Origin of the sequence: Micromonospora thermarum, assembly GCF_012034245.1 — a bacterium.
Taxonomy (GTDB): Bacteria; Actinomycetota; Actinomycetes; order Mycobacteriales; family Micromonosporaceae; genus Micromonospora; species Micromonospora thermarum.
Window position 1 is genome coordinate 164,635 of the sequence record NZ_JAATEO010000008.1, and the last position, 12,504, is coordinate 177,138.

Annotated in this window: 13 protein-coding genes; 7 read left to right on the plus strand and 6 right to left on the minus strand. The window is 73.9% G+C overall.

The window, feature by feature from the left end; genetic code table 11:
* Positions 1-68: 68 nt before the first annotated feature.
* Positions 69-1,337 (minus strand): MFS transporter, encoded by a 1,269-nt coding sequence (locus HCJ94_RS10000; RefSeq protein ID WP_168000688.1) that lies wholly within the window; start codon positions 1,335-1,337, stop codon positions 69-71.
* 160 nt (positions 1,338-1,497) lie between these two features.
* Here HCJ94_RS10000 and HCJ94_RS10005 point away from each other — a divergent pair, with 160 nt between their 5' ends.
* From HCJ94_RS10005 to HCJ94_RS10015, 3 genes are all read left to right on the plus strand, one after another.
* Positions 1,498-2,478: a helix-turn-helix domain-containing protein gene (locus HCJ94_RS10005; RefSeq protein ID WP_168000689.1), complete on the plus strand. Its 981-nt coding sequence runs from the start codon at positions 1,498-1,500 to the stop codon at positions 2,476-2,478.
* Between the two features lie 75 nt (positions 2,479-2,553).
* Positions 2,554-2,790, plus strand: coding sequence for a DUF397 domain-containing protein (locus HCJ94_RS10010; protein ID WP_168000690.1), 237 nt, complete (start codon positions 2,554-2,556; stop codon positions 2,788-2,790).
* 208 nt (positions 2,791-2,998) lie between these two features.
* A complete protein-coding gene (locus HCJ94_RS10015; RefSeq protein ID WP_168000691.1) occupies positions 2,999-3,274 on the plus strand; it encodes a hypothetical protein in 276 nt (91 codons plus the stop codon).
* A gap of 196 nt (positions 3,275-3,470) precedes the next feature.
* Here HCJ94_RS10015 and nudC read toward each other — a convergent pair whose 3' ends face one another.
* From nudC to HCJ94_RS10030, 3 genes are read right to left on the minus strand one after another with little or no spacing between them, the layout of a single operon-like run.
* Complete coding sequence (gene nudC, locus HCJ94_RS10020; protein ID WP_168000692.1) at positions 3,471-4,418, minus strand: NAD(+) diphosphatase; 948 nt, start codon at positions 4,416-4,418, stop codon at positions 3,471-3,473.
* A complete protein-coding gene (locus tag HCJ94_RS10025) occupies positions 4,415-5,758 on the minus strand; it encodes a M16 family metallopeptidase (protein ID WP_168000693.1) in 1,344 nt (447 codons plus the stop codon). The genes nudC and HCJ94_RS10025 overlap by 4 nt, the downstream gene beginning before the upstream one ends.
* Before the next feature lie 56 nt (positions 5,759-5,814).
* Complete coding sequence (locus HCJ94_RS10030; RefSeq protein WP_168000694.1) at positions 5,815-7,125, minus strand: M16 family metallopeptidase; 1,311 nt, start codon at positions 7,123-7,125, stop codon at positions 5,815-5,817.
* Between the two features lie 237 nt (positions 7,126-7,362).
* On the opposite strand from HCJ94_RS10030, the gene HCJ94_RS10035 reads away from it, so the two are divergent.
* Genes HCJ94_RS10035 through HCJ94_RS10050 form a run of 4 tightly spaced genes read left to right on the plus strand, consistent with a single transcriptional unit; the run spans position 7,363 to position 10,585 of the window.
* Positions 7,363-8,427 (plus strand): ABC transporter substrate-binding protein, encoded by a 1,065-nt coding sequence (locus HCJ94_RS10035; protein ID WP_168000695.1) that lies wholly within the window; start codon positions 7,363-7,365, stop codon positions 8,425-8,427.
* Complete coding sequence (locus tag HCJ94_RS10040; RefSeq protein WP_168000696.1) at positions 8,424-9,203, plus strand: ABC transporter ATP-binding protein; 780 nt, start codon at positions 8,424-8,426, stop codon at positions 9,201-9,203. Before HCJ94_RS10035 ends, HCJ94_RS10040 begins: the two co-directional genes overlap by 4 nt.
* Complete coding sequence (locus HCJ94_RS10045) at positions 9,193-10,077, plus strand: ABC transporter permease (protein ID WP_168000697.1); 885 nt, start codon at positions 9,193-9,195, stop codon at positions 10,075-10,077. The genes HCJ94_RS10040 and HCJ94_RS10045 overlap by 11 nt, the downstream gene beginning before the upstream one ends.
* Before the next feature lies 1 nt (position 10,078).
* Complete coding sequence (locus HCJ94_RS10050) at positions 10,079-10,585, plus strand: RrF2 family transcriptional regulator (protein ID WP_168000698.1); 507 nt, start codon at positions 10,079-10,081, stop codon at positions 10,583-10,585.
* Positions 10,586-10,649: 64 nt separating this feature from the next.
* On the opposite strand, the gene HCJ94_RS10055 is transcribed toward HCJ94_RS10050, so the two are convergent.
* On the minus strand, positions 10,650-10,838 hold the full coding sequence (locus tag HCJ94_RS10055) for a hypothetical protein (protein WP_168000699.1): 189 nt from the start codon (positions 10,836-10,838) through the stop codon (positions 10,650-10,652).
* Positions 10,839-11,063: 225 nt separating this feature from the next.
* A complete protein-coding gene (locus HCJ94_RS10060; protein ID WP_168000700.1) occupies positions 11,064-12,380 on the minus strand; it encodes a DEAD/DEAH box helicase in 1,317 nt (438 codons plus the stop codon).
* Between the last annotated feature and the right edge of the window lie 124 nt (positions 12,381-12,504).

Sequence of the window (12,504 nt, forward strand, 5' to 3'; positions counted from 1 at the left end):
CGGGGGTCGGCCGCTCGTCGCGTCCGGGGCCAGCCGTCCCGGCCGGCGCGCAGGTCGCCGGCGAACGATCAGGACGTGCGGCGTCGACGTGCCGCGCCCACCACCTCCTTCTCGACCCGACGGCGCGGGAGCGGGACCGGCGGGTGCGCGTGGGCCGGTGGTGGGGTCAGCGCCCGACCCCGCCAGAGGTAGGCGCCGGCCACCAGGGTCGCCAGGCCGACCGTCGCGAAGAGCAGGCGGTAGTCGAGGACGCCGACGAGCAGCGCGCCGGCGCCGATCGAGAACGCCTGCGGGCCGCTGACCACCGCCTCGGAGGCGGCGGCGACGCGGCCGATGAGCCCGGGCGGCGTACGCCGCTGGATCAGCGTGTGCAGCCCCACCATGGTCAGCGGCAGCGACACCCCGGCCAGCAGCACCGCGCCGAAGCCCAGCCACAGGCTGGGGTACGCCAGCGCCAGCGCGGCCGGCCCGAACAGCGCCACCCCGGCGGCCAGCGCGCCCACCTCGCCCACCCGTCGGACCACGCCGGGCGACAGGAGCCCGCCGACCAGTCCCCCGATCCCCTGCACGGTCACCAGCACGCCGACGAACGCGGCGTCGCGGCGCAGCCCCTGGTCGACGTACGCGAAGATCAGCGACTCACTGAAGCCCATCACCAGCGAGCCCAGGCCGTAGCCGAGCAGCGCGCGGCGCAGCGCCGGCTCGCCGGCCAGGTGCCGGATCCCGGCGCCCAGCCCGGCCGGCCAGCGCGCCCCGCGCGCGTCCCGGGGCGTCTCGGTGACCCGGAGCACGCCCACCACCGCCCCGGCGGTCAGGAAACCCGCCATCGCGACGCCGGTCAGCAGCCAGCCCCCGGCGGCGGCGTAGAGACCGGCGCCGGCCAGTGGGCCGACGAGGCGCAGTCCCTGGCGCACGGTCTGGAGGACGCCGTTCGCGTCGGCGAGCAGCTCGGCCGGCACCAGTTGCCGGATCAGTCCGCTGAGCAGGGCGCTGAGCGTGACGTACGACAGCCCGTACAGCGCCGCGACCAGGTAGATGATCCACACGTCGGCGCCGTCCCGGACGACGAACAGCGGGGTGAGCAGGACCGCGGTGACGAGGTTCGCGCCGACGAAGAAGGGCCGGCGGGGCACCCGGTCGACGAACCAGCCGACCAGCGGTGCCAGCGTCATCGGCGCGATGATCGCGAAGATGGTGGCACCGGCCCGCCCGTCCGACCCGGTCAGCTCCTTCACCCAGACGGCGAGTGCGAGCAGCAGGATCGACTCGGCCGCCATGCTGGCCAGCAGGCCGGCGAAGAGCAGCCGGAAGTCCGGGCGGCGCAGGACGGTGCGCATGTGTCCTCCGTCGAGGTGGTGCGCGGCGTGCCCGGTTTCCGACGAGACACGCCATTGGCCGGAACCTCCGGCGCCGGTCACGCCGTCCATACTGACGGTGGGGGGCGAATTTCATACAGTTACCGTCGCGTCCGCGGCGGTCTACGGGAAAGAGGACATCGTGCCTCCAGCCTCACCCAGTCCCATCCTGCGACGGCGCAGGCTGGGCATCGAGCTGCGCCGGCTGCGCGAGGCCGCCGGTCTCACCGGGGACCAGGTCATCGAGCGGGTCGGGTGGGCCTCCGCGTCCAAACTCTCCCGGCTGGAGAACGGTCGCAGCCGGCCGGACCCGCAGGACGTCCGTGACCTGCTCGACCTCTACCGGGCCGACGGGGCGTTGCGCGAGGAGCTGCTGGCCATCACCGGGGAGGCCGGCGACATGCGGGGGTGGCTGAGGAACTACCCGGTGATGACCCAGCAGCAGCGCAGCTTCGCCGAGCTGGAGGCGGGCTGCGTCGAGATCTCCGAGTACAACCCGGTCCTGGTGCCGGGGCTGCTCCAGACCCCGGGGTACGCCCGGATCCGGATCGCCTCGGCGCGTGAGGTCGACGAGGCGGCCGGGGAGCCGGAGGTCGCCGAGGACATCGAGACCGAGGTGGGCGCCCGGCTGGCCCGCCAGTCGCTGCTCACCCGCGCGCCGGACGCGCCCCGCTACACCGCCGTGCTCGAGGAGGCCGCGCTCGGCGGCCGGGCCGGCCCGCCGGACGTCCTCCGGGAGCAGTTGATGCAGCTGTGCGAGCTGGCCATGCTGCCGAACGTCGTGCTCCACGTGCTGCCCGGGGACACCCCGGTCGGTGACTGGTACCTGCCGCCGACCGCGTTCTCCCTCTACCGCTTCGCCGACCCTCAGGACCCGGAGACCGTAGCGATCGAGGGCGGTTTTCTCAACGTCATGTCGACGGAGGTAAAAGCCCTAAATCGCTATAAAGTAGTGTTCGAGTGGTTGTGCACGGCGGCGCTCTCCGCATCGGACACTCTCTCCTGGCTGATCCAGGCCACGGGGCGGCTGCCCGACGCGGCGGCCCCGTCCACAGTGGCGTACGGGCCGGCAACGGCGCCGACCCAACGCCGCCGGCACCACGGGCGCCTGACGGAACGGTGAACGAGCCGGCACCCCGCCGTCGGGTCGTGCGGCACCACTCGTTCCATCGGTCGGTTCACCCACAGGAGTGAGACCATGCACGAGATCCGCAACACGCCGTCCGTCCTTCCCGAGCTGGCCGACGTGCCATGGCGCAAGAGCACGCGAAGCCAGACCTCCAACTGCGTCGAGGTGGCGCCGCTGCCGACCGGCCCGGCCGCCGTCGCCCTGCGGGACAGCAAGGACCGCGGCGGCCCGGTGCTGCTGTTCGACCGGGCCGGGTGGCTGGGCTTCCTGGCCGGGACGAAGGACGGCCAGTTCGACCGGGCCTGATCGTCGTACGCCTCGGGGCCGCCGGCATCGTGCCGGCGGCCCCGTCGCGTGTCCGGATCGGACCCACCGGCCTCGCCTGATCGGACGAGCCGCCCGGCCGATGGTCGCGTTTCACTTGCTGGGACAGCTACGCGGCGTAACATGGCCCGTGAATGACGTGGAACTTCCACCCCGTTCCTCGATCGTCGCGGCACATCCGGAGACCGACATGCGGTTCCTGATCGTACGCACCGACGTCCGCGCGGCAGCCGACGTGGACATCGCCGCCGCCTGGGCCGGCGGTGGCCGCCTGCGCGACGAGACCACCTCCCCCGAGCCACGCCGCCAGGTCGTGCACGCCGACGACCGGGACGCCGCCCTGGTGCTGGCCCGGGCCCTCGCCTCGGTCGGCGCGGTGCGCGCCGGCAAGCAGCGGGTGAAGGTGCTCCCGCTCGACGAGCCGACGGCGGCCTGGCCGGGCTGGACGGTCGACCGGGGCAGCTGACCACGAGACGTCCGTCGTGGCCGGCCCGGCTCCCCCGCCGTGTTCCTTGCCCCAGCCGGCCACGACGGCCCCGGGTTCCCGGCCCGTGACCGTCGCGGCAACGGCGGCCACGGGCCGGGACCCCGTTTTCACGCCCGCCCGGCAACCGACCGTTGCGGCGGCCGTCCGCCGCGCCCGCGGGCGGGTCCGGCGGCGGTCAGCAGTGGCCGTCGAGCCAGCGGTGGACCAGGAACAGGGCGATCGACGACGGCGGCGGCAGCACCAGCCGGTCGCCGTCCACGTCGACCGTCCGCCCGGCCAGTGCCGCGCCGATCTCGCCCCGGGTGAACCAGCGGGCGTACGCGATCTCCGCCGGGTCGACGCGGACCGGGTGCGCCGGATCGGCCGTGGCCAGGAAGCCCAGCATCAGCGAGCCGGGGAACGGCCAGGACTGGCTGCCCGCGTACGCGATGTCGGTGACCGGGACGCCGACCTCCTCGTGGACCTCGCGCAGCACGGCCGCCTCGGCCGACTCGCCCGGCTCGATGTAGCCGGCGAGGCAGGAGAACCGGCGCTCCCCCGGGACGCGCGGCCAGGTGGCGTTGTTGCCGAGCAGACAGCGCCCGTCCGGGCCGGGCACCCCGTCGTGCACCAGCACGATCATCGCGGGGTCGGTACGCGGCCAGACCCGCTCGCCGGCCGGGGCGACCCGGGACCAGCCCGCCTCGTCCATGGCCGTCGGCTGTCCGGTGACCGGCGAGAAGGCGTGCCGCCGGTGCCAGTTCAGCAGGCCCAGCCCGGTGGTGAACAGACCGGCGTCGCGGTCGCCGAGCAGGTGGCCGATCTCGCGCAGGTGCGCCGGACGGGTGCCGGGCAGTTCCGGCAGCGGCGCGTCGACGAGGAACACCGGCACACCGTCGGGCTCGACGCCGAGGAACATCGCCCGCTCGACGGCCTCCTCCGGCACGTCCTTCGGGCCGACGAGCGCCAGCGTCGGTGGCGTGGCATCGGCGTCCACCAGCGCCCGCCCCTCGGAGTCGCCGTCCAGCACCAGCACCCGGGCCCCGGCCCACGCCTGGGCCAACCAGCCCGGATCCGTACGCCGGTGCGCCGCCCGGTCCAGGGTGGATCGGGCCAGCGGTGGGGCCTGCTCCCCGCCGCTCACTGCCCGCCCGGTTCGGTGACGATCGGGGTGAGCGCCTCGAGCTGCGGGGCGACCCGCTCGGCGTCGCCCAGGACGACCATGACCCCCCGGGCCGGCGCGAGGTACCGGGCCGCCGCCTCGGCGACATCGGCCACGGTCGCCTTCGCCAGCCGGGCCGCGTGCTCGGCCAGGAAGTCCAGGCGGAGGCCGCTGCCGGCGTACGCGCTGGTCAGCGACGCCAGCCCGGCCTGCGTGGACATGCCGAGCTGGAGGGTGCCGAGGGCGTACTGGCGGGCCTGCTCCAACTCCTCGGCCTTCGGCGGTACGGAGGCCAGCCGGCCCAGCTCGTACGTGGTCTCCAGCAGCGCTGGCCCGGTCACCTCGGTGGCCACCTCGGCGGCCGCGACCAGCACCGACCCGGCGACCGAGTGCTCGACCAGCGAGTGCGGCCCGTACGTGTAGCCCTTGTCCTCGCGGATGTTCTCGACCCAGCGGGACGAGAAGTAGCCGCCGAAGATCAGGTTGGCCAGTTGCAGCGCGGCGTGGTCCGGGTGGGTGCGCGGCACCGCCGGCAGCGCCACGCGCAGCGACGACTGCACCGACCCGGGACGGTCGACGAGCAGCAGCGGCCCCGGCTCCAGCGGCGGCGTGGGCGGCAGCTCGGCCACGTGCCCCGCGCCGTTCCAGCCGGCGAGCGCCTTCTCGGCCGCGTCCAGCGCCCGGTCCGGCTGGACGTCCCCGACCAGTACGAGGACCGCGTCGGCCGGGTGCACCCGCTGGGCGTGCAGGGTCCGCAGCACACCCGGTCGCACCGCCCCGACCTGCTCCGGATCGGGGGTCTGCACCGCGTACGGGTGCTTGCCGTAGATCCGCTTGAGCAGGGCGGTGCGGGCGAGGTGCGCCGGCTGGCTCTGCGCCACCTGGATCCGGTCGATCAGCCGGTCCCGCTCGGTGGCGACGTCGTCGGCCGGGTACGTCGCCCCGGTCAGCACGTCGGCCAGGATCTCCAGCGTCCGGTCCAGGCCGGTGACCAGCCCGGCGCCGGAGAGCATCAGCCGGTCCGGGTCGATCCCGGCGGACAGCCCACCGCCGACCTTCTGCAGCTCGGCGGCGATCTGTACGGCCGTCATCGTCTCCGTGCCGGAGAGCAGGGTCTGCGCGAGCATCGCGCCCCGGGCGAGGTGCACACGCCCGAAGGGCATCCAGAGCCGCAGCTCGACCAGGGGCACGGCCGGCCGGCGTACGGCGATCACCGTGAGCCCGTTGCCCAGCGTGCGCTCGGCCTGCTTCGGCAGCTTGAGCTTGCGGGTGGGGCCGAGCGGCGGCAGCGTACGCGGAGCGGTGGGGGCGACCGTGGTCACCGGGCCCTTCTTCGTACGCGACCGCGGGGCTCGCAGGCCCGGCTCACTCCTCGCGCTCACCGGGCACCGCCGGCGATGACCTCGATGGAGGCGCGGCGCTCCGGGCGCAGCGTGGCGGCGGCGGCCTGGACCGCCTCCTCGGTGACCTCGCCGACCAGGCGGGGCAGCTCGTTCAGCAGGCCCGGTTCACCGCGCTGCTGCTCCAGGACGGCCATCCGCAGGGCCCGCCCGAGCACCGCGTCGGTGTCGCGCAGCAGGTGGGTGGCCATCCGCGCCTGGGTGCGGGCCAGCTCGCCGTCGGCCAGCCCGTCGGTGGCGAGCCGGTCCAGCTCCTCGTCGACCGTCCGCAGCACCTTGTCCACGTCGCCGCCGGGCGGCAGGTGCGCCTGGAGCAGGAGGGCGGTCGGGTCGCGTACGTCGAACGGGTCGCCCATGAAGCTCAGGTACCCGCCGACGCTGGTCACCGTCCGGTCCCGCAGGACCAGCCGCTCGACCAGCCGGGAGGCGTCGCCGTCGGTGAGCACCTCGGCGAGCACCACGTACGGCAGGTAGCCGGCGAAGTCGCCGACCGGGTCGGGCACCCGCCAGGCGGAGGCGACCGCGGGGAGCGGGGCCAGCGCGTCGGTGTACGACGTGCGGCGCTCGGCGGTCAGGTCCGGCTCGTCGAAGCTCGGCCGCTCGGGGGCGGGGCGGGCGGGCACGTCGCCGAAGTGCCGCTCGATCAGCTCGGCCGCCCCGGCGACGTCGATGTCCCCGCTGACCGCCAGCACCGCGTTGCCGCTGGCGTAGTAGCGCCGGAAGAAGTCGGCCGCGTCGACGACGGTGGCCGACTCCAGGTCGTCGAAGGAGCCGTAGCCGTCGTGCGCGTTGGGGAACGTGTCGAACATGACCGGCGGGAGGGTCAGCCAGGGGAAGCCCCCGTACGGGCGGTTGAGCACGTTGACGCGGATCTCCTCCTTGACGACGTCGACCTGGTTGCGCAGGTTCTCCTCGGTCAGCCGGGGGCCGCGCATCCGGTCCGCCTCCAGGAACAGCGCCCGCTCCAGGGCGTTGCTCGGCAGCGTCTCGTAGTAGTCGGTGTAGTCGAGGTGGGTGGAGCCGTTGAAGGTGCCTCCCGCGCCCTGCACGTGCCGGAAGTGGGCCAGTTTCTCCAGGTTCTCCGAGCCCTGGAACATGAGGTGCTCGAAGAGGTGCGCGAAGCCCGTACGCCCCTCGGGTTCCGAGCGGATGCCGACGTCGTAGACGACCGCCACCCCGATCACCGGGGCGCTGCGGTCGGGTGTCAGGACCACCCGCAGGCCGTTGTCGAGGGTGAACCGCTCGACCGGATACCTCGTCGCTGGGATCTTCGCTCTGCGCGTCGGCACGGCTCGACCCTAGCGCGTCGGCACCCCCCGTACCGCCGACCTACCGGCACCGGACACGGCCGGTCCGGCAGGTACGCCCCGCCGCCCCGGACGGATGCCGCACAACCTATCAAGCTAGTAGGAATAACCGTCATCACCGGGATCGCCGTCCCGCGATGTGGATGCGTCTTGACTGAGGCCAGCCCCTGGCCCACTCTTCCTACCTATTAAGTAGGAATACTGCGGATTGGATGGACGATGAGACGCTCTCCCCTGCGCCGGCTGGTCTCCCTGGCCGCCGTCGCCGTCGTCGGCGCGGCGACCCTGGGCACCGCCGCCGCCTGCGGCGACGACAGCGAGAGCGCGGGTGGCGGGTCCGGCCCGGTCACCCTGCGGCTCGGCTACTTCCCCAACATCACCCACGCCCCGGCCGTGGTCGGCGTCGAGAAGGGCATCTTCGCCGACAAGCTGGGGGACGGCGTCGACCTGAAGACCACCACCTTCAACGCCGGCCCCGCCGCGATCGAGGCGATCTTCTCCGGCGCGCTCGACGCGACGTACATCGGTCCGAACCCGACGGTCAACGCCCACTCCAAGTCCAAGGGTGAGGCGGTCCGGGTCGTCTCCGGCGCCGCCTCCGGCGGTGTCGCGCTCGTGGTGAAGCCCGAGATCACCTCCTGGGAGCAGCTGCGGGGCAAGAGGATCGCCACGCCGCAGCTCGGCAACACCCAGGACGTGGCGATCCGCCACTGGCTCAAGGAGAAGGGCCTCAAGACCACCAAGGAGGGCGGCGGCGACGTCACCATCGTCCCGCAGGAGAACGCCCAGACCGTGGAGACCTTCGGCACCGGCGCCATCGACGGCGCCTGGGTACCCGAGCCCTTCGTCTCCCGCCTGGTGAACGCCGGCGGCAAGGTGCTCGTCGACGAGCGGGACCTCTGGCCGGGCGGCAAGTTCGTCATCACCAACCTGATCGTCAGCACGAAGTTCCTCAAGGAGCACCCGGACGTGGTGCAGAAGCTGGTCGAGGGTCAGGTCGCGGCGAACGAGTTCGTCAACACCAAGCCGGACGAGGCCCAGCAGGCGATCTCCGACCACATCGGCAAGATCACCGGCAAGCCGCTGGACCTCAAGCTCATCAAGCAGGCGTGGTCGACGCTGGAGTTCACCAACGACCCGATCGCGTCCTCGCTGAAGACCGGCCTCGACCACGCCGTCGCGGTCGAGCTGACCCAGCCGGTGGACCTCGCCGGCCTGTACGACCTGAGCTACCTCAACACGGCGCTCAAGGCGCAGGGCAAGGCCGAGGTCGTCCAGCCATGACGTCGACCACGACGGCGCCGTGCAGCGCGACCACCCCGGTCGCGCTGCACGGCGTGACCAAGGTGTACGGGCGCGGGACGAACGCCGTCCTCGCCCTGGACGGGGTCTCCCTGGACGTCGCGCCCGGCGAGTTCGTCTGCCTCGTCGGCGCGTCCGGCTGCGGCAAGAGCACCCTGCTGAACCTGGTCGCCGGGCTGGACCGCCCGAGCGGCGGGCGGATCGAGCTGCCCGACGGCGTGAACCCGGGACTGATGTTCCAGGAACCGGCGCTCTTCCCGTGGCTGACCGTCGAGGGCAACGTCGAGGTGCCGCTGAAGCTGCGCGGGCTGCCCCGGGCCGAGCGCCGGGAGCGGGTCGCCGAGCTGCTGCGCACGGTGCACCTCGCCGACTTCGGCCGCAAGCGCCCGCACGAGCTGTCCGGCGGCATGCGGCAGCGCGTCGCGCTGGCCCGCACCCTGGCCCTGGACACCCCGGTGCTGCTGATGGACGAGCCGTTCGGCGCCCTCGACGCGATGACCCGCGACATCCTGCACGACGAGCTGGAACGGATCTGGACCGAGCGGAAGCTCACCGTGCTCTTCGTGACGCACAACGTCCGGGAGGCCGCCCGACTGGCCGACCGGATCATCCTGCTGTCCAGCCGCCCCGGCCGGATCATCCACTCCACCCGGGTCGACGTGCCCCGGCCCCGGCGCATCGACTCCCCCGAGATCGCCGCCATCGCCGCCGACGTCACCGACCGGATCCGTACGGAGGTGGGCCGCCATGGCCAGTGACACCCTCACCAGCGCCCAGCGCAGCGACGTCGAGATCTCCGGACTGGACGCGTTGGAGATCGCGGGTCGCGACAAGGAGCAGTCCCGCCTGAACCGGCTCTGGGCGGGGATCTGGCCCAAGGTCGCCGCGCTCGCGCTGACCATCGGCATCTGGCAGGTCGTGGTCTGGACCGGCTGGAAGCCGCCGTACGCGCTGGCGCCTCCCGGCCCGGTCTTCGCGGACCTGGTGGACTACGTCACGAGCCCCGCCCTCTGGGACGGTCTGGCCGCGACCGGGCGGCGCGCGGCACTCGGGTTCACCGCCGCCGTCGTGATCGGACTGGCCCTGGGGCTGGCCGTCGCCCGGGTCCCGGTTCTGCGCGCGGCGATCGGCTCGATGATCACCGCGTTGCAGACCATGCCGTCGATCGCCTGGTTCCCGCTGGCGATCCTGCTGTTCGGCCTCACCGAGCAGGCGATCTTCTTCGTGGTGGTGCTGGGGGCGGCGCCGTCCATCGCCAACGGCGTCATCTACGGCGTGGACTACGTACCACCGCTGCTGCTGCGGGCGGGTCGCAACCTCGGGGCGCGGGGCCTGAACCTCTACCGCTACGTGATCGCCCCGGCCGCGCTGCCCGCCATCGTCGCCGGTCTCAAGCAGGGCTGGGCGTTCGCCTGGCGCAGCCTGATGGCGGGCGAACTGCTCGTGGTCATCGCGAGCACCACCTCGATCGGCACCCAGCTCACGTACGCCCGCGAGCTCAGCGACGCGGAGCGGCTGATCTCGGTCATGATCGTGATCCTGTTCATCGGCCTGCTGGTCGACGCGGCCTTCGGCGCGGCGGACAAGGCGATCCGGCGGCGCTGGGGCGTGCTGGACCCGGCCGGTCAGTGACGTGTACGTCTCCGCGCGCAGCGACTACGCCCTCCGGGCGATGCTCGCCGTCGCCGCCGGAACCACCGGCGACGCGGCGACGACGGGCGGCGACCGGAAACCGGCGGGCGCCGACGGGCACCCGCCGCCGGGTGGCGAGCTGGTGAAGGCGGCGGCACTGGCCGAGGCCCAGGAGATCCCGCTGAGCTTCCTCCAGGGCATCCTGGTCGACCTGCGCCGGGCCGGGCTGCTGCTCAGCCACCGGGGCACCGAGGGCGGGTACGCCCTGGCCCGGCCGGCGGAGGAGATCACCGTGGGCGACGTGCTGCGCGCCGTCGGCGGCTCACTGACCACGGTGCGTGGGCTGCCCGCCGAGCGGGCCGGCTACCAGGGGGTCGCCACCGGGCTGCGGGACGTGTGGCTGGCCGTACATGGGGCCATCGCCCTGGTCGTCGACCAGACCACCCTCGCCGACCTGCTCTCGGCCGGGCAGCGTCCGACCGCCGACGCACCCCTCGCCGGCACCTGACGGCGGGTGGCTCTGGTCGGGGCCATGCCCCGGATCCCGACCAGAGCCCGTCCCGCGTGGCCTGCTAGCTCTCGGTCGGGGCGGACGCCCCGTCCGGGCTGTGCAGCTCCACCGGCGCGGCCGGGTTGGCACCGCCCGGCACGGCGTGCCACGGGGTGAAGACCGCGACCAGGGCGAGCAGCACCCCGGCGGCGGCGACCGCCACCACCAGCAGCAGTTCCCGTACCGCACCCGAGCCGGTGTCCCCCGTCATCGCGCCCTCCCCGCCGGGCGGTCGGCCCGGCTCTGTCCCCCGGGCACACTGTCACCTGCCACGGTGTAGGGCACAGTCGCCGATCGGACGAGAGCGGTGCTGATTGCCGACTCAAGCCACGCGCCCACACGAGGGGCCGGAACGCACCGGCGGGGTGTTCATCCGGCCCGGCCCCGGCGCCGGGGACGGGCCGCGGGAGGGGCCGGCCGGACGGCGGCCGGCCGGTCAGCTGGTCCGGGGACGGCGGGTACGCCGAGGGCGGCCCGAGGAGCGGTGGCCGGCCCGGCCTCCCGTACCGCCGGCCTGGCCCGCCGCGTCGCCCCGGCGCGGTGCGGGAACCGCCGGCGGCGGCGCGATCGTCACCGGGACACCCGACGGCTCCCGGGCACCGGTCACCCGGACCAGCTCCGGGTGACCGGGGCGTACGCGGGTCGACTCGGGGCTGATCCCGGCCGTCGCCATCAGCCGGGACACCTCCTGCCGCTGCTCGGGCAGGACCAGGGTGACCACCGTGCCCGACTCCCCCGCCCGGGCGGTCCGGCCGCCTCGGTGCAGGTAGTCCTTCGCGTCGGTCGGCGGGTCCACGTTGACCACCAGGTCGAGCCCGTCCACGTGGATGCCCCGGGCCGCCACGTCGGTGGCGACCAGCGCGGTCACCTGCCCGGTGCGGAACTGCTCCAGGATGCGGGTGCGCTGCGGCTGGGACTTGCCGCCGTGCAACGCGGCCGCGCGGACGCCCTTGGCGAGCAACTGGCGGGCGACCCGGTCGGCACGGTGCTTCGTGCCCATGAACATGATGGTGCGGCCCTCCCGGGCCGCGATCCAGCTCAGCGCGGCCGGCTTGTCGACCGCCTCCACGTGCAGCACGTGATGGGTCATCGCGGTGACGGTGGCCGTGCCCGGGTCAACCGAGTGGGTCACCGGGTCGGTCAGGAAGCGCCGGACCAGCCGGTCGACGCCGCCATCCAGGGTGGCCGAGAAGAGCATCCGCTGGCCGTTCGGGGCGACCTGTTCGAGCAGGCGGGTGACCTGCGGCAGGAATCCCATGTCGGCCATCTGGTCGGCCTCGTCCAGCACGGTGACGCCGACCTGGTCGAGCCGGACGTCGCCCCGGTTGATCAGGTCGTGCAGGCGCCCGGGCGTGGCCACCACCAACTCGGCGCCGGCCCGCAGCGCCTCCGCCTGCCGGTTCAGCGACAGGCCACCGACCACGGTGGCGCAGCGCAGCCCGACCGCCCGGGCGTACGGGTCGAGGGCCGTAGTCACCTGCTGGGCCAGCTCACGGGTGGGCACCAGCACGAGCGCGAGCGGGCGCCCCGGCCGGGCGCGGCGGCCGGCGGTGCGGGAGAGGAGTGGAAGCCCGAAGGCCAGGGTCTTGCCGGAGCCGGTACGGCCGCGGCCGAGCACGTCCCGGCCGGCGAGCGAGTCCGGCAGGGTCGCCTCCTGGATCGGGAACGGCGCGGTGATGCCCTGCGCGGCCAGTTCGGCGAGCAGCGCCGGGGCGAGCCCGGTGTGGGCGAACGACGGTGCGACGGTGGTCATGGTGAGCCTTCCTCGACGCGGCACGTGTCGAGGGAGGGCGCCGGGCGGCGCTGTCGACCGGCGGAACCGTCCGCCGGGACTCACAAGCACGAACCGAAAAGGTACGGGGCCGGCCCGCCCCCGC

What these genes read in the sequence shown, in the direction of transcription:
- HCJ94_RS10000 (WP_168000688.1), bottom strand. Translation starts at nt 1,337, where the DNA reads ATGCGCACCGTCCTGCGCCGCCCGGACTTCCGGCTGCTCTTCGCCGGC.
- HCJ94_RS10010 (WP_168000690.1), top strand. Translation starts at nt 2,554, where the DNA reads ATGCACGAGATCCGCAACACGCCGTCCGTCCTTCCCGAGCTGGCCGAC.
- HCJ94_RS10015 (WP_168000691.1), top strand. Translation starts at nt 2,999, where the DNA reads ATGCGGTTCCTGATCGTACGCACCGACGTCCGCGCGGCAGCCGACGTG.
- HCJ94_RS10035 (WP_168000695.1), top strand. Translation starts at nt 7,363, where the DNA reads ATGAGACGCTCTCCCCTGCGCCGGCTGGTCTCCCTGGCCGCCGTCGCC.
- HCJ94_RS10040 (WP_168000696.1), top strand. Translation starts at nt 8,424, where the DNA reads ATGACGTCGACCACGACGGCGCCGTGCAGCGCGACCACCCCGGTCGCG.
- HCJ94_RS10045 (WP_168000697.1), top strand. Translation starts at nt 9,193, where the DNA reads ATGGCCAGTGACACCCTCACCAGCGCCCAGCGCAGCGACGTCGAGATC.
- HCJ94_RS10055 (WP_168000699.1), bottom strand. Translation starts at nt 10,838, where the DNA reads ATGACGGGGGACACCGGCTCGGGTGCGGTACGGGAACTGCTGCTGGTG.
- HCJ94_RS10060 (WP_168000700.1), bottom strand. Translation starts at nt 12,380, where the DNA reads ATGACCACCGTCGCACCGTCGTTCGCCCACACCGGGCTCGCCCCGGCG.